The sequence below is a fragment of the Asticcacaulis taihuensis genome, from assembly GCF_900100255.1.
Taxonomy (GTDB): domain Bacteria; phylum Pseudomonadota; class Alphaproteobacteria; order Caulobacterales; family Caulobacteraceae; genus Asticcacaulis; species Asticcacaulis taihuensis.
This window is the reverse complement of record NZ_FMTS01000013.1, coordinates 1-24418: the sequence shown is the minus strand read 5'-3', so window position 1 is coordinate 24418 and position 24418 is coordinate 1. Positions and strand designations below refer to the sequence as shown.

At 60.7% G+C, this 24418-nt stretch carries 19 protein-coding genes and 1 pseudogene; 13 read left to right on the top strand and 7 right to left on the bottom strand.

Annotation, left to right across the window (positions count from 1 at the left end; translation table 11 throughout):
* Nucleotides 1–294 precede the first annotated feature (294 nt).
* The 6 genes from BLO49_RS17890 (at nucleotide 295) to BLO49_RS17865 (ending at nucleotide 6804) form a co-directional block, all read left to right on the top strand.
* Complete coding sequence (locus BLO49_RS17890; RefSeq protein ID WP_090650961.1) at nucleotides 295–1458, top strand: SGNH/GDSL hydrolase family protein; 1164 nt, start codon at nucleotides 295–297, stop codon at nucleotides 1456–1458.
* 116 nt (nucleotides 1459–1574) lie between these two features.
* Nucleotides 1575–2639 carry an SGNH/GDSL hydrolase family protein gene (locus BLO49_RS17885; protein ID WP_170828395.1) on the top strand — a complete coding sequence of 355 codons (1065 nt, stop codon included), beginning with the start codon at nucleotides 1575–1577 and terminating at the stop codon, nucleotides 2637–2639.
* Complete coding sequence (locus tag BLO49_RS17880) at nucleotides 2640–3722, top strand: SGNH/GDSL hydrolase family protein (RefSeq protein WP_090650957.1); 1083 nt, start codon at nucleotides 2640–2642, stop codon at nucleotides 3720–3722. It abuts the gene before it with no gap.
* Entirely contained in the window at nucleotides 3719–4786 is a 1068-nt protein-coding gene (locus BLO49_RS17875; RefSeq protein WP_090650956.1) for a zinc-binding metallopeptidase family protein, read from the top strand. Before BLO49_RS17880 ends, BLO49_RS17875 begins: the two co-directional genes overlap by 4 nt.
* A 120-nt stretch (nucleotides 4787–4906) precedes the next feature.
* The gene (locus BLO49_RS17870; protein WP_170828394.1) at nucleotides 4907–5992 is read left to right on the top strand and encodes an SGNH/GDSL hydrolase family protein; all 1086 of its coding nucleotides are present in this window, start codon (nucleotides 4907–4909) and stop codon (nucleotides 5990–5992) included.
* A gap of 191 nt (nucleotides 5993–6183) precedes the next feature.
* On the top strand, nucleotides 6184–6804 hold the full coding sequence (locus BLO49_RS17865) for a DUF2939 domain-containing protein (RefSeq protein ID WP_170828393.1): 621 nt from the start codon (nucleotides 6184–6186) through the stop codon (nucleotides 6802–6804).
* A gap of 163 nt (nucleotides 6805–6967) precedes the next feature.
* On the opposite strand, the gene BLO49_RS17860 is transcribed toward BLO49_RS17865, so the two are convergent.
* The gene (locus tag BLO49_RS17860; protein ID WP_139159739.1) at nucleotides 6968–7258 is read right to left on the bottom strand and encodes a YMGG-like glycine zipper-containing protein; all 291 of its coding nucleotides are present in this window, start codon (nucleotides 7256–7258) and stop codon (nucleotides 6968–6970) included.
* Nucleotides 7259–8008: 750 nt separating this feature from the next.
* On the opposite strand from BLO49_RS17860, the gene BLO49_RS17850 reads away from it, so the two are divergent.
* The 4 genes from BLO49_RS17850 to BLO49_RS17835 all read left to right on the top strand — a co-directional run bounded on the left by BLO49_RS17850 (nucleotide 8009) and on the right by BLO49_RS17835 (nucleotide 11396).
* The gene (locus BLO49_RS17850) at nucleotides 8009–8695 is read left to right on the top strand and encodes a hypothetical protein (RefSeq protein WP_139159738.1); all 687 of its coding nucleotides are present in this window, start codon (nucleotides 8009–8011) and stop codon (nucleotides 8693–8695) included.
* A 153-nt stretch (nucleotides 8696–8848) separates the two neighbouring features.
* Nucleotides 8849–9397, top strand: coding sequence for a hypothetical protein (locus BLO49_RS17845; protein ID WP_139159737.1), 549 nt, complete (start codon nucleotides 8849–8851; stop codon nucleotides 9395–9397).
* A gap of 273 nt (nucleotides 9398–9670) precedes the next feature.
* The gene (locus tag BLO49_RS17840) at nucleotides 9671–10594 is read left to right on the top strand and encodes an AEC family transporter (protein WP_090650948.1); all 924 of its coding nucleotides are present in this window, start codon (nucleotides 9671–9673) and stop codon (nucleotides 10592–10594) included.
* Between the two features lie 214 nt (nucleotides 10595–10808).
* A complete protein-coding gene (locus BLO49_RS17835; protein WP_090650947.1) occupies nucleotides 10809–11396 on the top strand; it encodes a TMEM165/GDT1 family protein in 588 nt (195 codons plus the stop codon).
* On the opposite strand, the gene BLO49_RS17830 is transcribed toward BLO49_RS17835, so the two are convergent.
* The 5 genes from BLO49_RS17830 to BLO49_RS17810 all read right to left on the bottom strand — a co-directional run bounded on the left by BLO49_RS17830 (nucleotide 11380) and on the right by BLO49_RS17810 (nucleotide 20142).
* Nucleotides 11380–12165 (bottom strand): glucose 1-dehydrogenase, encoded by a 786-nt coding sequence (locus BLO49_RS17830; RefSeq protein ID WP_090650945.1) that lies wholly within the window; start codon nucleotides 12163–12165, stop codon nucleotides 11380–11382. The genes BLO49_RS17835 and BLO49_RS17830 overlap by 17 nt on opposite strands.
* Nucleotides 12166–12224: 59 nt before the next feature.
* Entirely contained in the window at nucleotides 12225–14861 is a 2637-nt protein-coding gene (gene alaS, locus BLO49_RS17825; RefSeq protein ID WP_090650944.1) for an alanine--tRNA ligase, read from the bottom strand.
* A gap of 303 nt (nucleotides 14862–15164) precedes the next feature.
* Nucleotides 15165–16250, bottom strand: a complete 1086-nt coding sequence (recA, locus tag BLO49_RS17820; RefSeq protein WP_090650942.1) for a recombinase RecA — start codon at nucleotides 16248–16250, stop codon at nucleotides 15165–15167.
* A gap of 148 nt (nucleotides 16251–16398) precedes the next feature.
* Nucleotides 16399–18141, bottom strand: a complete 1743-nt coding sequence (locus BLO49_RS17815; RefSeq protein ID WP_245679093.1) for an SLC13 family permease — start codon at nucleotides 18139–18141, stop codon at nucleotides 16399–16401.
* Nucleotides 18142–18222: 81 nt separating this feature from the next.
* Complete coding sequence (locus tag BLO49_RS17810) at nucleotides 18223–20142, bottom strand: glycoside hydrolase (RefSeq protein WP_090650939.1); 1920 nt, start codon at nucleotides 20140–20142, stop codon at nucleotides 18223–18225.
* Between the two features lie 151 nt (nucleotides 20143–20293).
* Here BLO49_RS17810 and BLO49_RS17805 point away from each other — a divergent pair, with 151 nt between their 5' ends.
* Both BLO49_RS17805 and BLO49_RS17800 read left to right on the top strand, forming a co-directional pair.
* Nucleotides 20294–20635: a PadR family transcriptional regulator gene (locus tag BLO49_RS17805; RefSeq protein ID WP_090650937.1), complete on the top strand. Its 342-nt coding sequence runs from the start codon at nucleotides 20294–20296 to the stop codon at nucleotides 20633–20635.
* A gap of 11 nt (nucleotides 20636–20646) precedes the next feature.
* Nucleotides 20647–21774, top strand: coding sequence for an HAAS signaling domain-containing protein (locus tag BLO49_RS17800; protein WP_090650936.1), 1128 nt, complete (start codon nucleotides 20647–20649; stop codon nucleotides 21772–21774).
* On the opposite strand, the gene BLO49_RS17795 is transcribed toward BLO49_RS17800, so the two are convergent.
* Nucleotides 21775–23121 (bottom strand): GGDEF domain-containing protein, encoded by a 1347-nt coding sequence (locus BLO49_RS17795; RefSeq protein ID WP_090650934.1) that lies wholly within the window; start codon nucleotides 23119–23121, stop codon nucleotides 21775–21777. It lies immediately after the preceding gene.
* Between the two features lie 178 nt (nucleotides 23122–23299).
* On the opposite strand from BLO49_RS17795, the pseudogene BLO49_RS17790 reads away from it, so the two are divergent.
* Nucleotides 23300–24418: pseudogene (locus BLO49_RS17790) on the top strand (alpha/beta hydrolase family protein); the annotation flags it as partial.

Below are 24418 nucleotides of genomic sequence, written 5' to 3'. Positions count from 1 at the left end.
GGTGTCGCTGACGGAGGGGTCTTGCGCGCCTCACTCACAAACGATAGCGGTAGCGTGTCGTTATTATGAATATCTGTGTCATCTGTGGATCAAAAAGCGACCTTATCGCCCGCTGCGACACAGACAGGAAGGGTATCCACAGATGACACAGATATTCTTCCTGATTTCACGCTACCGCTATCGATTGAGTCCGGTTCAGGCAGAGGAGCGAGGTTTTCAGTACAAAGCGCCCAGTCTTGACGCCCTCCCCACCGGCTGAAATAGTCCGCGCATAACAATAACGGAGCAGGAACAATGCGCATCGGGGCGGGACTGATATTGACGGCACTATTGGCCACAGGCGCATATGCCGAACCACCCAAGCTCGAAACCCTCCCGCAAGTCCCCGCCGGCTATATCAAAATCGCGCAGTCGATCCACGGCCGCTACACAAACGCCGACGCTCTAAATTCAGTCCTCGCCGGCAAGGCGTCCGTGGATGACGACCTGCCGATCAGCTTCCAGTGGCCCGGCATCTATATCGAAGCCGAGTTCGGAGGGCCCGAAATCGTGATCAATTTCGACAACACGACGGACGCCTTCACCGTCTTCATCGATGGTGAGGAATCCGCGAAGGTCGTCAAACCGGGCGACAAGGTCTATCGCCTGAGCGGCCTGGCCCAGGGCTGGCACCGCCTCCGCATCGAGAAAAACGACGAATCGCAGGACACGGTCGGCACCTTCGGCAATATGTGGATCGGCCCTAAGGAGGACTTTCGCTGGCCGCAACCCCGCACCCGCCAAATCGAGTTCATCGGCGATTCCTATACGGCCGGTTATGGCAATACCTCCCCCAAACGCGAATGCACCCAGGCCGAGATCTGGGCCACCACCGATACTCAGGCAGCCTTCGGTCCCCTGACCGCCAAACATTACGACGCCGATTACCAGATCAACGCCTATTCCGGCATCGGCATCGTGCGCAATTACAATGGCGTGGCGCCGAAGCGCAACATGCCGCTGCTTTACCGCTCGGCCCTGATCGAGGACGAAACCGTCCATCCCTACAATAATCCCCAATGGAACCCGGCGATCGTGGTGATCGCGCTCGGCGGCAATGACTTCTCTACCCCTGTCCACGCCGGCGAAAAATGGGCCAGCGAAGACGCCCTGACCGCAGACTACATCGCCTCATACGTCGCCTTCGTTCAGCAGATTCGCGCCAGTCACCCCGACGCCCGGTTTATCCTGATGAATTACGGCGAGGCGCGCGTCGGCGCAGCCATCACTGAAGTCATCAAACGCCTGAATGCCGCCGGCGAAACCCGCGTGGCAGCGCTCGATGTCGGCGGCGGCTTTGCCCTGACCGGCTGTGACTGGCACCTCAACACCACCGACGACAAACGCATCAGCGCCTCCCTGATCGCGTATATCGATGCCCATCCCGAGCTTTGGCCCAACCCTGAGAAAGCCAAATAGTCCCCACCTTGACGCCCCCGGCGTACCCTGAAATAGTCCAATCCATAAAAAATAATGGAGTTGAGACGATGCGGCATTTGGGGCGCCTGGGATGGATAGGGCTCACGACCCTTTTAATGGCCGGAACGGCGCAGGCACAAAAGATAGAGCATATTCCGGCCGCATCGATACCTGCCGGAACCCAGCTTCCGGTGCGCACCGGCGGGCGAACCACCAGCCCGGACGGCAACCCGCCATTTACCCATCAATGGCCGGGCATCTATTGGGAAAGCCGCTTCAGGGGAACCGAAGTGACCGTCGCCTTTGCCGACCCGGTCAATATCCTGCATATTTCCATCGATGGGAAACGGGTCGATACAGTCGCCAAACCCGGCAATTCCGATGTGCGCATTTCCGGCCTTGGTGACGGTATCCACGAGATACGCGTAGAGAAGGCGACCGAAAGCCAGAGCGACGCCGCCACCTTCAAGGGCTTTTATGTCCCGCAACAGAATGATCGCCTGCCGCTCGGGATTCCGCCGGTCTACAGCATGGAGTTCATTGGCGATTCCTATACGGTCGGTTATGGCAATACCGCCGGCAAGCGTACCTGTACACCGGACGAACTCTGGGCATCGACCGATAACACCAAGGCCTTCGGTCCGCTGACGGCCAGGCATTATGGCGCCATGTACCAGATCAACGCCTTTTCCGGCCGCGGCATTGTGCGCAACTATAACGGCTTCGCCGGCGACAGCCTGCCCCAGCTTTATGCCTACACGGTGTTCGACGGCCAGACGAAATATGTAAAGCCGGATTGGCTACAGCCCCAGATCATCGTTATCGCGCTCGGCACCAATGACTTTTCCACCCCGGTCCATTCCGGTGAAAAATGGAAAAATCAGGATGAACTGATCGCGGATTACGAAGCCACCTATGTCGCCTTCGTCAAATCCCTGCGCGAAAAGAACCCCAACGCCACTATCCTGCTGATTTCCTATGACCCGGCCACCTCGCCGCAGATCAGCACGGTGCGTGACCGCCTGAAGGCTGATGGCGACGGCAAGGTCGATTTCCTTGAGATCACCGGCTTCACCAAGAATGCCTGCGATTACCACCCCGATACTGATGACGATCGCAAGATCAGCGACGCGCTGATCGCCTTTATCGATGCCCACCCTGGCATTTGGCAGGGCAAATAGATGCGTCTGGCCCTGCCGCTCCTGCTTGCCTTCCTGTCAGTGTCCGCTTTCGCCGGCACGCCGGTCGGCACGGCCCTGCCGCTGCATATCGGCGGCCGCGTGGTGGCGGTCAGTGCCGATGATCCGGCGCAGGGCTATCGGCATCAATGGCCCGGCACCTATTTCGAGGCGCGTTTCAAGGGCACCGAAGTCCATCTGCGCCTCAATGATGAGGTCAACCGCTTCAACGTCTATGTCGATGGCCAGCTCGTCAACACGCCCAGCCGTCCCGGCGAGGGCGATATCCTGCTCGGCCCCTTTGCGCCCGGCGAGCACACCATCCGCGCCGAAAAGCTGAGCGAATCGTTTGACGCCGCACAATTCACCGGCTTCTTTGTCGCCGATCCGGCCAATGTCTTGCCCGCGCGCCAAAGCCTGCCGCGCGAGATCGAGTTCATCGGCGATTCCTATACGGTCGGCTACGGAAACACCTCCCCTACCCGCACCTGTCCCGGCGATCAGGTCTGGGCCACCACCAATACGCAACAGGCTTTCGGGCCGCTGACCGCGAAGCATTTCAACGCCGATTACCGCATCAACGCCATTTCCGGCCGCGGCGTGGTGCGCAATTATAATGGCGGCGATGGCCTGCACCTGCCGCAAGCCTATCCCTATACGATCGCGCCGCAGATGGTCGAAACGGCCGACTGGCGCCCGCAGATCATCGTCATCGGCCTCGGCACCAACGATTTTTCCACGCCCCTGCATGGCGGCGAGGTCTGGACCACGCGCGACGAACTGCACAGCGATTTTGAGCAGACCTATGTCCAGTTCGTGCAGGATTTGCGCGCCAAAAACCCGCAAGCCTTTTTCATCCTGATGGCCACCGATCAGGCCAATGGCGAAATCCAGTCTGAGGTGAAGAAGGTACTCGCCGCCTTGCGCGCCGCGGGCGAGAGCCGCATCGATTTCTTACCTATGAATGGCCTAGCTTTCAGCGGCTGTGACTGGCACCCGTCCACCGCCGACGATGCCCAGGTCGCCAGCAGCCTGATTGCCTTTATCGACGCCCACCCAGACCTCTGGAATAAAAAAACAGAATGAAACTCTTTCGCTGCGATAACTGCGGGAACCCGATCTATTTCGAGAACCGGTCCTGCCTGAATTGCGGCTTTCGCTTAGGCTTTGTCTGTGAGGAAATCGGCCTTCACGCCGTGCAGCCCGATGCCGCCCGCGCCGATCGCTGGCGCCGCGTCGATCAGCAGCAGTTCGTCTATCGCTTCTGCCCCAATGCCGCCTTCGATATCTGCAACTGGCTGGTGCGCGACGACAGTGACGAAGAGTTCTGCACAGCCTGCCGTTACAATGGTCTGGTCCCCGATCCGAATACGCCCGATGGCCTGCGCCGCTGGCGCGCCATTTCCGACGCCCAGCGCCACCTTTTCTATTCCTTTCTGCGCTGGGATCTGCCGCGCCCCGGCCGAAAGGAAGACCCCGAAGGCGGGCTTCTGTTTGATCTGAAGGACGATGTCATTCTGCCTGATGGCTCCTGCCAGCCGGTACTGATCGGCCATGATGAGGGCCATATCGTCATCCGCACCGCCGAGGCCGACGCCCCGACGCGCGAACAGCAGCGCGCCATGATGAACGAGCCCTACCGCACCCTGCTCGGCCATTTCCGTCACGAAACCGGCCATTTCATCTGGAACCGGATGGTGCGTGATGCCGGAAAGACCGAAAGCTTCCGCGCCCTGTTCGGCGATGAAAGCGCTGATTACCAACAGGCGCTCGACCGCCATTACAGCGAAGGCCCGCCGCCAGGCTGGGGCAGCACCTATATCAGCCATTACGCCACCACCCATCCGTGGGAGGATTTCGCCGAATGCTTCGCCCATGTGCTGCATATCGTCGATTCTCTGGAGACGGCGCATATGTTCGGCATAGCGCTGGCGCCCATGTCGCACGATTTCCTGGCCACGCACGCCAGTTTCGATCCTTATTCGGTGCTCGATTTCGACCGGATCGCCGAGGTGTGGATTCCGCTGTCGATGGCGCTGAACAGCATCCACCATTCGATGGGCGAACGCGACCTCTACCCCTTTATCCTGACCCCGGTGATCCAGCAAAAACTGGCCTATGTGCATGGCCTGCTGACGCGGCAGATCTAGCTCGCTTATACCTCCCCAGTTTACTGGGGAGGGGGACCGCGCCGCTCTTGCGGCGGGGTGGTGGGGTTTCTTGCTTTCTTCCCTCGCACACGCCACTATCCCGCAAAAGGGAGATAACACATGTGGAAACCGATTTTTCTGGCGGCGCTCGTTAGCCTTTCTGTTATGCCCGCCGGTGCTACTTCCTTGTCGCCTCATCCCGGTTATAGCCTCCCTGTACATATCGGCGGTCGAACGACACCCAGCGCGAACGGCGATGGCTATCAATGGCCTGCGATTTACTTCGAGTCACGTTTCAGCGGAACGCAGATTGAAATCCTGTTCAATAACGACACGAGCAACTTCAACGTCATCCTGGATGATCATCTGTTGATGGTGGTCAACAAACCCGGCAATAACAGCATAGCCATCAATGCCAATGACGGGGAACATAAGATTCGCGTGGAAAAGCGGTCAGAAACGCAATACGCCACCGGCCATTTTCTAGGTTTCAGCGTTCCAGAAAAAAGTGCCGCACTTTCGCCTCCTGCCCGTGCCCGACAGATCGAATTTATCGGCGACTCTTTAACCGTCGGCTATGGCAATACCTCCGCCTTTTCCCAATGCACGCCTGAACAGATTTTCGAGACCACCGACGCACAGCAGGGTTTTGGCCCTTTGACCGCGAAGCATTTCGACGCCGATTACCAGATCAATGCCTTTTCCGGCCTCGGCATGGTGCGCAATTATGATGGCCGCGAGCATCCGAAATACCATATGCCGATGCTCTATGACCGCGCCCTCTTCGACGACCCCACGCCTGTCAATCAGCCCAACTGGCATCCTCAGGTCATCGTCATCGGCATCGGCGGCAACGACTTCTCCACGCCCGTCCGGCCGGATGAACCCTGGGGCAACGAGGCCAATCTGCGCGCCGATTACGTCAAGACCTATACCGCCTTTGTCAAAACCATCCGTGGCCGCAATCCCGACGCCTTCATTATCCTCGCCACCCCGCCCGATCGTCAGGAAGGCTATACCGGCGGCACGGATGATGTCTTCGCCGCCATCAAGACCGCCGGCGACACCAAGATCGATCGTGTCACCCTGCCCGAACTGGACAAGATCGGCTGCAACGGCCACCCCTCCACCCGCGCCGACGCCCGCGTGGCGGATTTCTACATCCAGTACCTGACCGACCATCCGCAGGTCTGGCAGGGAAAGTAACCTCTTCTCCTCCCCTGCAAGGCGGGGGAGCGGGGCGGCCCGTGCCGTGTCAGCGTGAGGCTCACAGAGCCGGTGTCGCTGACGGAGGGGGGCATTGCTGCCACACTCTACAGCCTTCACCACCCAAACAGGCGACAAACGAAAATACCCATGCTAGGAATGGTTAACGGGACTTTCGAGGGGAACTGACTGTGTCGCGCATATTTGGTCTTATACTGCTTCTGGTCATCGTGGCCGCGGCCGGTCTGTTCTACACCGCGCCGATCATCTCGTTCTATGATGTCCGCAGCGCCTGCAAGAGCCAGGATATCGAATCCCTCGCCAAGCTGATCGATTTCGATTCCGTCCGCGCCAGCCTGAAAACCCAGCTCCTGGCCGGTGACGAAGGCATCGCCGCCCCCGCCCCTTCCGCGCTCAATGATCCCGTAGGCGCCACCGGTAATGCCGTTAAGGGCGTGGCCGATTCCATCGGTAAGGCGTTCAATGAGTTGGTCAACCCCAATGCGCCGAAAACCCCGCCCAAGCCGGTGATCGACGTCAATTCCTACCTCACACCCAAGGCCCTGCTTGGCCTGACCTATGGCGCGGCGAAGGATGCCAACCGCTTCGAGCTGTCGCAATATGAGGGCAAGCCGCCTTCCCCCAAGACCGCCTTCTTCAGCCTGGAACGCGCCCGCCTGACCATAACCGACGAACTGCGCGGCACCACCACCTTCACCTTCGAGCGCCATGGTCTGACCCACTGGCAACTGGTCCATATTGGCCTGCCCACCCCGGATATGGAACCCAAACCCGAAACCCCGGCGGGTTAAGCCCTTCCCTGTACCTCCCCGCTTGTCGGGGAGGGGGACCATTGCGCAGCAATGGTGGTGGGGTTTCTTACTTTCTTTAAAATGCCCACCCCAACAACGCTGAGTTCGAAAACGGAAGGCATCTTAAACGCGTGGAAATGATTCAGGCGCTGGAACGGCAGCGTCAGTTCGTGTAATGCCGCTCGCCGTTGTCATCCACCCAATATTTATTGCCGCGGCCATCACTGTAAACTTCACGCTTCTTGCCCTGCTCGACCACATAGCCGATGACAGCGCCGGCGACAGCGCCAACCACCGCGCCCTTGACAGCATCATTGCCGGTGGCAGCGCCTACCGCCGCACCGCCCACACCCCCGATCAGTGCCCCGCTGCCCACACCGTCCGTTGCGCATCCGCTCAGCAACACGGCGGAGGACAGGCCCAATACGGCGATTTTCGTGAATGCGATTTTCATGGCGTTTCCTTTTCGTCAGAAAGCGAACGGCGCGCACTGAGCACCCGTTGGTCGCATCGACTGTAATCGACCGGCGCTATTTTTTTAATCGGGGAAAGACCGCCGGATTATAAATATGAGGCAATGGCTTGCCGCAGGAAAACCGCCGGATGGGCACACCGCGGACCGGGATAACGGCCGCCTGCCAATGGCCGCCCCTTGGTCGATATCGGACCAATAACCGACGAAAGTACGGATCACCCCACGCGCGGGGAAATTGGGATGGTAGCACCGGCTCGCCCCTTCCTTATACCTCCCCACCTCTGGTGGGAAGGGGGACCGCGCCGCACTTGCGGCGGGGTGGTGGGGCTTCTTGCTTTCTTTGAAAAGAATTGTGCGATTGATAACCTGTGACCATAATTCGATGTTGTAATATACGGAATAACCGCATGTAGATGGAAGATGGGTGGTGAAATTGACGGCTGAGTTTACAAGGAGAGTTGTTGAAATCTTGGCCAAACGTGCCGGTAACCATTGTTCGGCTCCAGATTGCTTCGCGTTGACAATGGGGCCGGCCAGCAATGACAGGCAGTTCAGCACGGTCGGAGAGGCGGCTCATATTTACGGCGCCAATGAAGGTTCGGCCCGCTATGTTCGGGTAATGACCGACGCCGAACGGAGCCAGGAAGCCAACGGGATATGGCTTTGCCGGACCTGTCACAAGAAAGTCGATGACGATCCTAATTCCTTTTCGGCCGAGTTGCTCTTCGAATGGAAGCAATCCCATACCAGGAAGATTGCGGACGGCCTCGGGAAAACGGACGTGACTTTTCGGGAACGGGCAGATCGAGAGCGGCTCAAAGACTTTGCGACAAGCTCTCGCTTGCCCGCCAGATCGTTTTGGATAAGCCGCGGTTTTGGGAATATAACCTCACCGCAGAGCTTCTGCGAATCGGATTTGGCCCAATAAAATTCAAATATGAGGCGTTGAAACGCGGCTTTTATGCCCTCCCTGTCGCCCGAATTGAAAGCGATGATTTTGCGACTTGGACTCAAATCCAAATGCGCAATATCATTAATCAAGTTGAGGCAATCAAACTTGCGGGCACAGTCGGGCTTATCGAGGCTTGGGGGCCACCCGGTCAGTCAGGCTTAGAAAAAGACATCTTACAGATGGCGCAATTTATTATCGACGCCGCTGAGCATCTCCTCAAGACCGAAGAGGTCGTTCGGTTCGTGAAGCCGCCCCCCCATTTTGAGAAGGTTCAAAAGCTGTTTTTCGGCATAGCGGGGCGTCAACTGGAGGAGCTTTTCAAAATTCCGGACTGGATCATTTCGAAAACCAGTGATGAAAATTTGGAGCCAGGCGATCATATTCTTAAGCTTGTGTTCGACATGCCGGACGGATGGATAGAACAACTCCCAAAAGCCTATGAAGAGGCTGTCAACAGTGTATAGCCAGACGGACGGTTTGACTTCGGAGCTTGGATATCTAAGGCAATTCGTTCGTGCGAAGTCGCTGTTGCTACCTTTTGGATTACCTTAAATCTACCGCGATGGCCATAATCGGAAATCTATCCCCGCTCCACTTTCCCGGTGCATCCTATCCGGATGTCCCTCGATGACCGCACAGCACAGCAGCAACTAACCCCGGAGGAACGGCGCGCACTTTTGCGCGCCTTTGCCGACCGGATGCTGCGTAAACTCACCGCCATGGACGATCCCGAAGACCTGCCGGGCGTCGAGCGCGCCTTGCGCGTGGCCGCCGTGATCGAGCGCGTCTACAGCCGTTGCGACCGCGCCGAGCGCCAGAAGTCAGAGCCACGCAAGCTGGATGCCGAACGCGCCGCCCATGAAGAAGCGGCGATCAAGGCGCAGGTTTCCCTGGCGAGCACGCTGAAATGGAGCAAAGAACGCCGCCAAGGTCTGGGCCATTGGTGGGAGGCAGCACAAAAAGCCATTGAAACGCCTGCTCCGCAGGCCGCAACCTCCGGCCAGACATCCAGCACAATGCCGGCTATGCCAAAGGTCATCTATACTGACCTGACCGACGACTTTGAAGCCGCCCGCGCCGAACTGCCCCTCAGAAAACGGGTCGCGGCGCAACCGGCGCAAATTCCCATCCCACCGCGGCGCGGCCCGCCGCCCCGATCCGGTTAGAGCGGCTCATGTTGCCCCCCCCCCTTTTACTTCCCCTCTCCCTGCGTAGCGGGGAGAGGACGACGAGCAAGGCGAAGCCGCAGATCGTCGGGTGAGGGGCTTTTCTCTGGTGGATGCCGGCCCCTCACCCGGTCACCTGCGCCGCTGTGCGGCTTGTTTCCCGTCGGCACCGGCCGCCCGGCTCTCCTCGCTGCGCAGGGAGAGGGGGCAAGTATTTGAGCCGGGCCACCTGACCGCACTTGCCGCGCGGTGGTTTAGAGCGCATGAAGCCGTATGCTCGATACCCTGATCCGCGTCCTTGTTTTCTTCGCCTTTATCGGCCTCGGCGCCCTGCTGGTGAAGCTGAAACGTCTGAATGCCCAGGGGCTCGACGGCCTCTCCGCTTATTTTTACTGGCTGGCCTTTCCGTGCTGGCTGGTGACGAGCTTCGCCAAACTGCCGCCCTTCCAGCCTGCCCTCACCTTGCCGCTTCTGGCCTATATCGCGGCCATGATCGTCACGGCCCTGTGCGTCATCATCGCCGCGCGCGGGCTGAAGGCCAGGGCCGACGACTCCGTGGCCGCCGGCATGGCCGGTTTCATCAATAATTCCGCTTTCTTAGGCATCCCCATCGCCATCAGCCTGTTCGGCCCGGCCGTCTCCCAGACCGGCCCGCTGGTTGTGGCCGCCGATTTCCTGATCCTGTTCAGCCTCGGCTGCGCCGGGCTCGCAAAGGCATCCGGCCACACGGTGAAGATGGCGCTCATCAATACCGCCCGCAACCCGACGGTCATCGGCGCCCTGATCGGCGTGTTCTGCATGGCGATCGGCTTCCATTTCCCGCCGGCCATCGAAAACGCGCTCGATATGCTCGGCCATTCCGGGCCGCCCGTCGCCCTGGTGGCGCTGGGCGGGATGCTGGGCATGATGCCGGCATCAAACCTGATCCGGCCCGATGCCGCCAGCGCCGCCGCGATTATCGGCAAGATTCTGCTGGCCCCGGCGCTGGTCGCCCTTGTCCTGACGCTGCTGCACGTCGATCCGCTGACCTTCCGCGTCTTCGTCTTTCTCGCGGCCACGCCCACGGCGGTCAGCGTTTTCATCCAGTCGAAGATGTACGGCCTGTGGTTCGAAGGCGCCGCACGTTCAGTGGCGCAATCGACCCTGATCAGCCTGTTCACGCTCTCCGCGCTGGCCCTGCTCTTGACGGCAAGCTGAAAGCCGCTATAAGCGCCTCATCCTTCAGGGGAGTAACCGCCTCACGTCAGTGAGGGCTGCCGTCAACACACTTACCGGGCATCGGTATGGCGTCAGCGGTCCGGGCAGCCGGACAAGGTGAGACCTGCGGTGTCGTGCGTCGCCTTTGATCGGGCGCCGCTGCATGGCGCCGTATGTCTTGAACCTTGCGCCCGATCAGAACTGAAGCCCTTAAGTGTCCCTCCCCCTCGACGCCTTCCTCCATTCCACCCTGCTCGTCGCCGTCTCCGAAATCGGCGACAAGACCCAGATCCTGTCGCTGATTCTGGCGGCGCGTTACCGCAAGTCCGTCCCCATTGTCTTCGGCATACTGGTGGCCACGCTCGCCAACCATGCCCTGGCGGCCTTCGGCGGCACCCTGCTCATGCACACAGCCCTGAAAGCCTGGATGCCGCTGATCCTCGCCCTCTCCTTTATCGGGCTTGGCCTGTGGATTCTGGTGCCCGACAAGGTGGATGACGATGAGGGCGCGGTGAAAAAGGACTATGGCGCCTTCGTCACCACCACGATCATGTTCTTCCTGGCCGAGATGGGCGACAAGACCCAGTTCGCCACCATCGCCCTGGCCGCCGAATACAACAACATCCTGATGGTCGTCGCCGGCTCGACACTCGGCATGATGATCGCCAATGTCCCCGCCGTCATCTTTGGTGATAAGATCATGAAATACGTGCCGCTGAAATGGGTGCGGATCGTCGCCAGCCTGCTGTTTGTCGGCTTCGGCGCCTGGGCGCTTTACCAATATATCACTTCGGTGATGTAGCCGTGCCGGCCAGTATGCCGCCATCGATGTTGAATTCCGAACCGGTGATATAGGTCGCCTCATCGGAAGCCAGCAGGATCGCCACCGCCGCCACCTCGTCCGGCCGGCCGAAGCGATGCAGCGGCATATTGGCCAGCAACTGCTTTTCGTCATCGGCGCTGTCGATCATGGCGTCCCACATCCGGGTGCGGATCGAGGCCGGATAGAGCGAATTGCAGCGGATACCCAGGTTCTGCTCGGCGCAATAGAGCGCCACCGTCTTGCTGTGGTTGCGGATGGCGGCCTTGCTGGCGGCATAGGCCGCCGTCTTCGGCACCCCCACAAGGCCGGAGCGGCTCGACATATTGATGATCGAACCGCCACGGCCGGTGGCGCGCATGGCCTGGATGGCGTGCTTGCAGCCCAGGAAAACGCTGTCGAGATTGATGCGCATCACCCGGTGCCAGTCATCCAGGCTGGTATGCTCCGGATCATGCGGACGGCCGCTTTCCGTGCCGGTTATGCCGGCATTATTGACCAGCACATCGAGCCCGCCGTACTCGGCCACGATGGCGGCCATCACCGCCGCCCACTGCGCCTCGTCGGTGGCGTCGTGACGCATGAAACGCGCGTTCGGACCCAATGCCGCCGCCCGCGCCGTGCCTGTTTCCGCGTTGATGTCGCCGATCACGACAAAGGCGCCTTCCGCCACGAAGGCTTCGGCGATGGCGGCGCCAATTCCGCTGGCCGCGCCGGTTATAAAGGCGGTCTTGCCCAATAGTCTATTCATAAGAAAATACCCTGTCCGTTTCCAGACAGGGTATCACTTTCATCGGCAGTGGCTACGGGTTAAATCAGCGCCTTGACCGCCGCCAGCCCCTCATCGGCCCTGGAATCGTCCGGTGCGCCACCCTGGGCGAAGTCCGGCTTGCCGCCGGCGCCCTGGCCGCCCATGGCGATCACCGCCGCCCTGGCCAGTTCGGCAGCGTTGAACTTCGCCATCAGGTCGGGCGTCACCGCCACGGTGACTGCCGCCTTGCCGTCCAGCTTGCCGACCAGGGCCACGATGCCGCTGCCGACCGATTTCTTGAAGTCCTCGGCCAGCGGACGCAGATCCTTGCCGCCGACGCCTTCCAGCACACGAGCAATGACCCTGGTGCCATTAATCTCTTCCGGACCGGACGCCGCGCCGCCACCGCCCACTGCCAGGGCGCGCTTGGCTTCGGAAAGTTCCTTTTCCAGGCGCTTGCGCTCGGCGATCAGGGCTTCGACTCGCGCCTCGACCTGCGCTACCGGCACCTTGAACTGATCCGCCAGCGATTGCGCCACGCCGGCCTGCCCCAGCAGGTACTGGCGCGCCGCTTCGCCGGTGAAGGCTTCGATCCGGCGGATACCGGCGGCCACGCCGCCTTCGGAAATGATCTTGAACAGGGCGATATCGCCGGTGCGCGAGACGTGGGTGCCGCCGCACAGTTCGACAGAATAATCCCCCTCGCCTTCCAGCGCATGACCGAGCGCCAGAACGCGGACTTCCTCACCGTACTTTTCACCGAACAGCGCCACGGCGCCGGCTTCGATCGCCTTTTCCGGCGACATCAGCCTGGTGGAGGCGGCCTGGTTCTGCAGGATCACGGCATTGACCTCGGCCTCGATGCGCGCGATCTCGTCATCGGTCAGCGGCGCGCCATGGCTGAAGTCGAAACGCATCCGGTCAGCATCGACCAGTTGCCCCTTCTGCGCCACATGCGGCCCCAGAACGTGCTTGAGCGCGGCGTGCAGCAGGTGCGCCGCCGAATGGTTCGAGCGCGTGGTGTGGCGCTTTTCAGCATCGACCTTCAGTTCGACCTTGTCGCCGGGTTTCAGCGTGCCTTCGGTGATCTCAAGCTGATGGACGATCAGATCTCCGGCTTGACGGTAAGTATCCCTGATCACGCCCGTGCCATGGAGCAGTTCGACCGTACCGGTATCGCCGGCCTGGCCGCCGCCTTCCGGATAGAAGGGGGTCTTCTCGAAGACGACCTCGACCGTGTCACCGGCCAGGGCCTCGCTCACCTGCTGGCCATCCAGCAGCAGTGCCTGCACATGAGCCTGGGCTTCGAGATGTTCGTAACCAACAAATTCCGACGCGCCGATGGCCTCCTTGATGGTGAACCATTCAGCCGACTGCGCCTTTTCACCCGAACCCGTCCAGTTTTCGCGGCCGCGCGCCTTCTGTGCTTCCATGGCGTGCTCGAAGCCGTCGAGATTGACGCTCAGGCCCTTGGCGCGCACGGCATCCTGGGTCAGGTCGAGCGGGAAACCATAGGTATCATACAGCTTGAAGGCAGTTTCGCCGCTCAGCATGTCGCCCTCTTTCAGGTCGCGCGTCGCCTCATCAAGCAGGGTCATGCCGCGGCCGAGCGTGCGGCGGAAGCGTTCTTCCTCCTGGCGCAGGGTCTCGACGATCGTGGCCTCGGCGCGCTTCAGTTCGCCGAAGTGGCCGCCCATTTCCGATACCAGGGTCGGTGCCAGCTTGTGCAGCAGCGGCTCCTGCGCGCCCAGCAGATAGGCATGGCGCATGGCCCGGCGCATGATGCGACGCAGGACATAGCCGCGGCCTTCGTTCGACGGCGTCACGCCATCGGCGATCAGGAAGGACGACGAACGCAGATGATCGGCGATGACGCGATGCGACGGCAGGCTGTCGCCTTCCGCCTTGACGCCGGTGGCCGATTCCGAAGCACGGATCAGGGTCTGGAACAGGTCGATATCGTAATTGTTATGCACGCCCTGAAGCACGGCGGCGACGCGTTCCAGGCCCATGCCGGTGTCGATCGACGGCTTGGGCAGGCTGACGCGCGTGCCATCGGCCGACTGGTCGAACTGCATGAAAACGAGGTTCCAGATCTCGACGAAGCGGTCACCGTCTTCCTCCGGCGTGCCCGGAGGACCGCCCCAGATATGGTCGCCATGATCGAAGAAGATTTCGGTGCATGGGCCGCACGGACCGGTATCGCCCATCGACCAGAAGTTATCCGACCCGGCAATGCGGGCAATTTTCGATTCCGGCAGGCCGGCAATCTTCTTCCACAGGTCGAAGGCTTCATCGTCATCGATATAGACGGTCGCCATCAGGCGGTTTTTGTCGATGCCATAGTCCTCGGTGATCAGCTTCCAAGCAAATTCGATCGCCTCGGCCTTAAAATAGTTGCCGAAGGAGAAATTCCCCAGCATCTCGAAGAAGGTATGATGGCGCGCCGTATAACCGACATTATCAAGGTCATTGTGCTTGCCACCGGCACGCACACATTTCTGCGAGGTGGTGGCGCGGTTATAGGGTCGCGTTTCCGCGCCGGTGAAGACGTTCTTGAACTGCACCATGCCGGCATTGGTGAACATCAGGGTCGGATCGTTATGCGGTACGAGCGATGAGGACGAAACGACCTCATGGCCCTGCTTGGCAAAGTAATCGAGGAAGGTCTGACGTATCTGGTTTAAGGACGGCATGAGTGTCTTCGGTTCTTGAAAATAAAGACCGCTATATAGAGGGGGTTACACACAAGCGCAAAGACCTTTGCGCAGGCCGGACTATTTTTTGCGATATGTCGAGACTTAAGGCTTCAACCATCTGGAGGGGAGCTTGAAAATTGTGCCGTTAGTTACCCCCTCCGGCGCTGCGCGCCACCTCCCCCTCCAAGAGGGAGAGATCAACAAAAAAGACGCCCGTTGCGGGGCGTCTTTCTCTGACCGGGCCGGCGGACCGGCGGTTTGGGACCGGCCCAACCCGATCATGTCTCAACTGCTGATGCCTTACAGCGATTCATCGCCATCATTGGCATCCGGCTCCGGCGCGCCCAGCATCTCCTCGGAGATGGCGGCGGTTTTCTTGCGGATACCCATTTCGATTTCCTTGGCCATATCCGGATTGGCCTTGAGGAAATCGCGGGCATTGTCGCGGCCCTGACCAATACGGGTCGAGTTATAGGAATACCAGGAGCCCGACTTCTCGACGATACCGCCCTTGACGCCGAGGTCGATGATTTCACCGATCTTGGAAATACCTTCACCGAACAGGATGTCGAACTCGACTTCGCGGAACGGCGGCGCGATCTTGTTCTTGACCACCTTGACCTTGACACTGTTGCCGATGTTCTCGTCACGCACCTTGATGGCGCCGGTGCGGCGGATATCGAGCCGGACCGAGGCGTAGAACTTCAGGGCATTGCCGCCGGTCGTCGTTTCCGGCGAGCCATACATGACGCCGATCTTCATGCGGATCTGGTTGATGAAGATGACGATGCATTTCGACTTGGAGATAGAGCCGGTCAGCTTGCGCAGGGCCTGCGACATCAGACGGGCCTGCAGACCCGGCAGGCTGTCGCCCATGTCGCCTTCGATTTCGGCGCGCGGCGTCAGCGCCGCCACCGAATCGACAACCACGATATCGACGGCGCCGGAGCGAACCAAAGTATCGGTGATTTCAAGCGCCTGCTCGCCATTATCCGGCTGCGACACCAGGAGATCATCGAGATTGACGCCCAGCTTCTGCGCATAGGTCGGGTCAAGCGCGTGCTCGGCATCGACAAACGCCGCCGTACCGCCAAGCTTCTGGATTTCGGCCACGGTATGCAGGGCCAGGGTCGTCTTGCCCGACGATTCCGGCCCGTAGATTTCGATGACACGCCCCTTGGGCAGGCCGCCGATACCCAGCGCCATATCCAGGCCCAGCGAACCGGTGGAAACGGATTCGATCTCCTGAACCTTGCCGTTCGAGCCCAGCTTCATCACCGAGCCCTTGCCGAATGCGCGGTCAATCTGCGCCAGCGCCGCTTCCAGGGCGCGCTGCTTTTCACCTTCGTTCTTGCCTACCAATTTCAATACCGCCTGAGATGACATAACCAAACCCTCCTATGTCACGATTCCCCGCCCGCGGGGCTTGTTTTCATCGTCGTGAGGATTAATGCGTACCCCATTTGTTCCATGTTCGCAATATGTTCCGATCGCATTTTGGAACATTTTTAGAACGTGCAATGGATTCAATGGTCTAGCCGTACTGAAGACTGAGCACCACGGCCGTGGTGGCGATTACCAGTAGCGACATCAATGCCCCCACCCGCGAATAGTCACTGAACCGGTAGCCACCCGGCCCCATGATCAGCAGGTTATTCTGGTGGCCGATGGGGGTAAGGAAATCGCACGATGTGCCCACCAGCACCGCCAGCAGCATGGCATCGGGCTGCACATGCAGCAACTGCGCCAACTGGATCGCCAGCGGGCCCATGATCACCGCCGTCGCCACATTATTGAGCAGAATGGTCAGGCACAGGGTGAGCGCGCACATGGCGGCAATGGCCAGGGGCAGCGGAAAACCGGTCATGACCCCGCCGACGCTTTTGGCGATGAAATCAGCCGCACCGGAAGTCTCAAAACTGCCGCCCACCGGAATCATCGCCGCCAGCAGGACCAGAATGCTCCAGTCGATCGAATTATAGACCTCTTCCTTCGGAATCAGCCGCAGGGCCGCGATCAAGGCCGCAGCACCCAGGAAACTTAAAGACGGCGGCACATCGGTGAAGATCACCAGCAGGATCGCCGCCGCGAAGATCGCCACGGTCTGTATCGCCGTGCGCAGGTTCACGGGGATGGAATCGCGCCGGTCAAGTTCGATCAGACGTTCATTGGCGGCGAAACGCGCGATATCCTCAGGCGGGCCGCTGACGAACAACTGGTCGCCGCTCTGGATCGGCACCACCGAGAGCGCGCAGCGCAGGGTGGCGGCGCGCGGCCCTGCGGCCACCACTTCCAGCCCCCCACTGCTGTGCGATTTTACCGCGTCGTGCGTTTCTCCGATCAGGGGCGAATTATGCGGCACCATCAGGCGCGCCGTCACATGTCCCGGCTCCGCCGTTTCCTTGCCGCGCAGGAAATCGATCGTTTCGCGTATCTCCGCCGGCAGCGACCGCGAGATCAGCAGCAGGCGATCGCCCGACTGCACGCGGTTGTTCTTCGGCCATTTAATCGTCTGGTTACGCCTGAGAAGCCCCAGTATGCGCGTCCGGGTCTGGCGTAATTGCCGGGAAATATCCTCCCGGACCAGCACCTTGCGCGCGTCGAGCGGCAGTTCCAGCACCCGCCAGGGCGAATCGGCCGTCATCTCATTGCCCTTGCGGTGCGGCAGCAGGCGCCAGCCCAGCAGGATCAGATAGGTCAGCCCCACCGCGCAGACCGCCAGCCCTACCGGCGTCATGGTGAAGAAGCCGAACGGCGCCCCAAGGGCCTTTTCGCGGAAGGACGACAGGATCATGTTGGGCGGCGTGGCGATCAGGGTCGTCATACCGCCGATCATGGTGGCGAAGGAGAGCGGCATCAGCACCGTCCCCACCTGTTTCTTGCTCTGCCGCGCCAGTTCGGTGGCCAGCGGCATCATGATGACCAGCGCGGCGATATGATTCATGAAGGCGGACAGGAAACAGCCGCCGATCAGCAGCATGGTCAGGCGCGCGGTGAAGCCGGCCTTTTCCGGAATGACCGAACGCGCCACCCAACCGGCCACGCCGGTCAATTCCAGCGCGCGCCCCACCACCAGAACGGCCGCTACGGTAACGACCGCCGGATCGGCAAACCCTTTCAGGGCGTCGCCAAATTTCACCAGGCCCGTAGCCAGGCAGGCAAACAGCGCCGACAGGGCGATCAGGTCGTGGCGCACCTTGTCGCTGATGAACAACGCCAGCGCGCCGATCAGGATGATACCGCACAAAAGCGGCGGAGATACATAATCGGTCAGCAATGGAAGCCCCGGAAATGGCCGCGCCCGACATCGGGCCGCGGTAAAACGGACAGCCATTAGCCGCCGCCGGGCGCTAAATTTTCAATGTGGAGCTGCGCCCTGTTTATAGGGCGGTGGGGCCGCCGGCGGACACATATCGACCGCCGCCTGCCCCGGCAACGTCAGGCGTACGCAATCGGCATCAAGTCCCTGCCAGGTCGTGCTGCCGTAGTTGGCGATCAGCACCCGGCCATCGGCATAGCTGGCCTGCTGGACCAGGCGATCCGACGTCAGCCACTGAAACCCGGTCAGGGCCACCGGCGCCTCCACGCCATGCGCCTGGCGGAAATCGTCCTCTGCCGCCTTCAGCCACGGACCAACGCGCACCAATTCGCGGCGGTCGAGGTTCCACATGGTCGGCGTACCGTAGAGCAATGACCGGGCGAATCGGGTCCGCTCCTCGCCGGCGATCTTCATCAGGCCGAACTCCCAGCGATCCACCGACACCACCGAATCATGAAAGGCGGCCTCGAACAGCGGCAGGCGGTCCGACGCGCCAAAGAGCGCGCGCGCCTCGTCCTGCGTCGGCGTCACGGGCCTGAAAAACATCGGCGGGCGTTCCGGCGGCCAGTAACCGCCGAAATCCGGGTTCTTGTGCATCGGCCAGATGGCGGCGGAATGGGCCTGCGCCGTGCCGTGGGAATAGTGTGTCACGCCCGTGGCCCAGGCGGTGACGCTCTCCGACCCCAGCACCAGTTTATATTGACTGATCGCCAGCCCCAAGCGCTTGAGGCGATTGGCGCGGTCCTGCGCCATGGTCATCGGGTGATCGGGGCTGTGGTCCTCGAAGAAATCGCCGAAGGCATCAACATCGATAAAGACATGGCTCACGCCGTCCTTGATATGGCGGGCATAGCGCTGGCCGGGAATAAACGGTCCCGGATAGCGCGCAATCGCCTCAGTCGACATATAGCAGCCGCGATTGGCGAAGCCCGTTTTCGGCTTGCCGTCGGCCTCGATGACGCACCCCTTCGGATAGAGATCACCCGGCCAGATCGCCACAGGTGTGTCGGCCGTAGCTGCCGGCTGGCCGTTATCGAAGGACTCATATGGCCCGGCCAGATAGCCCATGCCGGCCGCCTTTTTGAGATAATCGGGCGTGACCACGAATTTGCCGGTCCGTTCGTCCTGATCGTAGGCCAGCAGGATGCGGTCGATGCCCAAGGCTTTCAGGTCATCGAGAAACGCCATGTCGCGGCCGTCACCCCAGACATAGGCGTGCGGCGCGCCAAACAGCCGCGGCAGGTCAGGCACCGCCTTGTCGGCAAAGAACTTGAACTGACCGCGCCCCTTCAGCATCTCCCGGTAGAACAGCGCCGGGGCCAGCGGTTCCGGCGGCCGGATGGCGAACAGAAGCTCGATCTTTTCCGCGCCAGGGCCGAACGCATGTTTCATCCGCGCCTGCAGGCCGTCCTGATCATGCAGGCACAGTTTCGATTGCAGACCATCGGCCAGGGCATAGGTCACGGCGCGGCTTTCTGTCAGGTAGCTCCAGGCCGGAAATGACAGCGCCGTGGTGCCGCCCAGGCAGTGCTCTTTGGCATAGGCCGCGCGCCAGAAAGGATCGCTGACCGTAAAGGCCATCCCCTCCCCGTCCGGCACCAGCCAGGTGCCGTCCGCTGCCGGCGGCAGGTTCCAGACCAGGTCTTCGCCCGCCTTGCCGCTTATGGTGAGTCGCAGCGCATGGCCTTCCGCTGTGAGGACCAGATCGTGGCCGGTGCTGTCGGTCCAGTGACGGCTCATTGCGACGTCATCGATGACCTTAATGTCCTGCGTGGGATAGAGCGGCGGCATAACAGTCACCACCGTGCCATCGGGCAATTGCGCCTCGATGCTCAGGGTGCGTGGATCGACGCTATACACCGCGTCGTCGACCTTCATGACAAGGGGAGACGCCGCCGCGGACCCGGTGATGACAACACCCAGCCACAGCGCCAGACCCGATAATGTACCCCTGATCATATACACCCCCTGTAAAATATGCCCGAAGCTAACAGGCCCGCCGGCGCCCGGCAATTAACGTATCGGTGAGCCGCTATTGACAAAACATACTGCATCATACATACTGTGCAACATACAGTGTACAACGCATACTATACGAGACGCAGGCTATATGGACGGTGAAAGCGATCTTTTCGAGAGTTTGCGCGCAGAGTTGCGGCGCGGATCGCTCAGTCTGGCGGTGCTCGCCCGGCTCAGGGTGGAGCGCTACGGTTATACCCTGCGCCAGGCCCTGGCCGAGGATGGTCTCGATATGGAGGAAAGCACCCTTTATCCGCTGCTGCGCCGGCTGGAAGCGCAGGGGCTGCTGGTCAGTGAATGGCGCGAGGAAGAGAAGCGCAAGAAGCGGTTCTATGTTCTCTCCCCGGCCGGCGAGATCATGCTGGAACGGCTAATCGGTGAATGGCAAGCTATCAGCGCCTCGCTTGAGAAAATAACGGGAAAAGCGGTTTAAAGGGGTTCAAAATGGACATGCTGGAAGACTATTTAAGGGCCGTGTCGCGGCTTCTTCCCAGGGCGAAACGCGAGGACATCATCGCCGAACTGCGTGACGAGATCCTAACGCGCATCGAGGCGAAGGAAAGCGAACTCGGCCGCCCGCTCACGCCCGACGAGACCGAACAGGTGCTGCGCGATTTCGGCCATCCGATCGTCGTCGCCGCGCGTTACCGCGACGGGCCGCAATACAGCGTCGGCCCGGCCCTCTATCCGTTCTGGATCTTCGCCGTGCGACTGGCCGTAATCATCGAGATCGCCATCTCGGCGATCGTCTTCTTCGGCCGCATCGTGGGTGGCGCCAATCCCGCCCAGGCATTCGGCACCGCCCTCGGCTCGGGCCTCACCGGCGTCATGACCCTGATCGGCTTTGCCACGGTCGCCGCCTGGATCATCGAACGCAAGGGCATCAGCATCGATTATTTCAAGACCTGGCGGGTGCGTGACTTGCGCTTTCTCGACTTTCCCATCTGGGATTGGGGAGATATCAGCGAGTCATTCGACAAGTGGCAGAAGGGCGCGCCCTATCGCGCCGAAGCGCGTGATTATGCCTATCAGGGCTGGACCCTGCGCCAGTCCTCGGCCGGGCGCGGTGTCGGCGCTATCGTGGCCGGCGTGGTATTCATCCTGTGGTGGGTGGGAATCCTCAGTTTTGGCCTCAAGCCCATCCCGGTCGATTATGCCGGCCTGCATGTCGATCCCGGCCGATTGGCTCAGGTCGACTGGCCGGCGCTCAAGGCCGCGCTCTACTGGCCGGTACTCGCCTATTTCAGCGCCGTGGTGCTGTTCGGTGCCGCTGTGCTGACCTGGCCGCGGGGTGTGCGCCTGCGCGGCGTGATCGACATGGCCATAGGTTTGTCTGTTCTGGGTCTTTTTAGCTGGGTCTGGACATCATCTCCTGTCGCGGATGCCGTCCGGGTCGATAATGTCGCCCAGTTCTTCCAGCGTGTGCATGCCTTCCTGCTCAAGCCCGTGCCTGTACCGCTGGAACTGGCCGTGACGACCTTCCTGCTCCTGTTTGCCTTCGGTGGCGCGTGCCGGGCACTGGGCGGGCTGTGGGAACTGATCACCGGCGCCCCGCGCTATCCGGGCGATTGATCAGGCTGCCTTCATCGTCGGGCGGTGCAGGCGGACACAGTTCCGCCCGCCGGCCTTGGCGGCATAGAGCGCGATATCGGCCAGGGCCACCATCTGCGACAGTTCGGTTTCCGGTGCGTTCGACCAGTGGATGCCGAAACTGGCGGTGATCCGCCCGCCCTCACCGAAGTCGAAACTCTCGATGCACTCGCGGATCTTTTCCGAAACCCGCTGCGCGCCGCGCCGGTCAATGCCCGCACAGACCACCACGAACTCCTCGCCGCCCCAGCGCGCCACCAGATCGACGCCGCGCACATTGCGGCTGATCACCCCGGCGATCTGGGCCAGAACCTGGTCGCCATAGTCATGGCCAAAGCTGTCGTTCAGCGCCTTGAAGTGATCGATATCGATCAGGATGACGGTCATGGCCGCCTCACGCCGCGCCCGGCGCAATTCCTCGAAGCGTTCGGTGATACCCCGGCGGTTCAGCACCTTGGTCAGGTGATCGTGACGCGCTGCCTCCTGGGCCTCACGCAGGGCCAGGGCTTCCAGAGTCCGGCGTTCGCTTAAGGCCCGGCGCAGATTGCTGAGCCGGTAGCCGAGATAGGCGACGATCATCAGTATCCACAGCCCCAGCAGCAGCGAATACCACTGCGCGTCGCTCATGATCGCGGTCCTTATCTCGATGTCCTTTATCCGGAAGGCGTGCGGTCCCAAAGGCGCCTCGGAGCCGGTTTCGATGATGATCGAGGTGATATTGTCGAACTGCGGCCGGCCGTACTGCGGGGCCAGTTTGTACTTGCGCAGCCACCAGTCAGCCACGCCGAAATCATCGGGCACGAAACTCGTCCGCTGCCACTTGCCGGGCGTGGTGTCGGCCTCTACGCGCAGATATTTCGGTGTGTCATCATCCGTGGCGCGGCTGTAATGCGGGTCGAAATTTTTCAGATGCACCCGGAACGATGTCGCCTGTCCCTCGTACATGAGGGTGATGGCAAGCGTGCGCATATGGGTCAGGTTCAGACCGTGCGTGCCGCGATTGCGATCGACGAACAGTTCATAACCACAATAGGGATACGGGTTGCCGGCGCGCAGATCGCAATCCCAGGCCAGAGGCCCGGTGCTTCGCACCACCGTCTTGCCGCCGGAATCGGCATCGGAAAAGACCAGGTGACTGTTTGAGGCGGTGCTGGCCGGTGTAAAGTGCGTGGTACGCAGCAGAATCTGGTCCTGCCAGATGACGGCAGCGGCGGTGAGCAGCAACAGCCCCAGCAGCGCCAGTTCAAACCTGACATTCGCCAGCAGGCGTCTGGCCCGGCCGGCCCGCTCCGCGAAATCCTTATGCAAGCCCTTGATACGCAAGGCCATTATACCTCAACTCACTGGTTTCCATTTTCCCCTGTGGATATATTACATGGCAACCCTAAGCGGACCGTGAAGGTTTAGCGTTAACGCGTTCATGTGACGAAACGGTGCGCGTTTCTCGATTGTCAGAAATGCACAACTGTGATGATAATGCCTTAAAATAACAATCGGGGGAAGTTTCATGCGTAATTGTCTTACAGCGCTTGCCATCGCATTGTGGCTGGCGGCACCAGCGGCCATGGCTCAGACCAATACGACCGAAGTCATCGTCAAGGGTTCTCTGCGTCCCAAGCCGGCAAGTGAAGTGCCACCGCCCCCGCTTGAGGTTTTCACCCAATCTCCACGCATAGAACAGATTACGTTGTCCGACGATGGCAGCCGCTTCGCCTTCGTCACCCGTAAGGGCGGGCAGCATCTGCTCACGATTTACAATGTAGTTGACGGCAGCGATAAGACCATACGCCTCAGCGAAGACCCTATTTCGGGGATCAGCTGGCTTGGCAATGATCATATTATATTGTCGGCAACTGATACCGCCGTGCGCAGCACTTGCCCGTCAGGTATGGACAAGGCATTTAAAACGGCGCAGGCCGTGTCGGATTTGGCATTTCGTATTGAGGAAGAGGCCCCATCCTATTCCAACGGCCAGAATAAACCGCACGAAGGCATTACCGGGTTATTGATCTCGCATGCTATAACCCCGCCGGCCTGCGCCGATTACGGCGTTCGGTCGCATGATGCCGGTACGATTGTCGATCTGCGAACCAAGCAATCCATAAGCCTCGGCGAGAAAATGGCTGGTGACTATTACGACCATATGCCGCTAGGTTTGCCGAAGGCGGTGACAGTGGACGGCAAGATGCAGTTGGTGGGGCCGTTCCTTGAACTGCGCGACAAGTCGATCGCCGGTCAGGTGGCGCAGCGCGTCTATCTGTGGCGGGTCGATCCGGATACCGGCCGGGGACGGATCGTCGATGACAAGGGCGGCGATCTCGACCGGATCGGCAGCTATGTCGATGACTGGCTGACCGATGCCAGTGGCCAGCCGACGGTTCGGGCCACCTACACCTATCTCGATGAAACCTTCCGCATCGAGATGCGCAAGGACGGCAAATGGACGCCGATCCTGACGCGCAAGATCGACGCCAAGGCGCATACCTTCGCGCCGTTTCTGGCCGGTCTGGGGCGCGACGGCCAGTCCCTGCTGATCCTCGATGCCGCCGATCCCGGCGCGGACGGCCCGCGCCGCTTCCGCTATTACGAACTGGCGGCCGATGGCAAGCTGTCGGCGCCGCTCGAC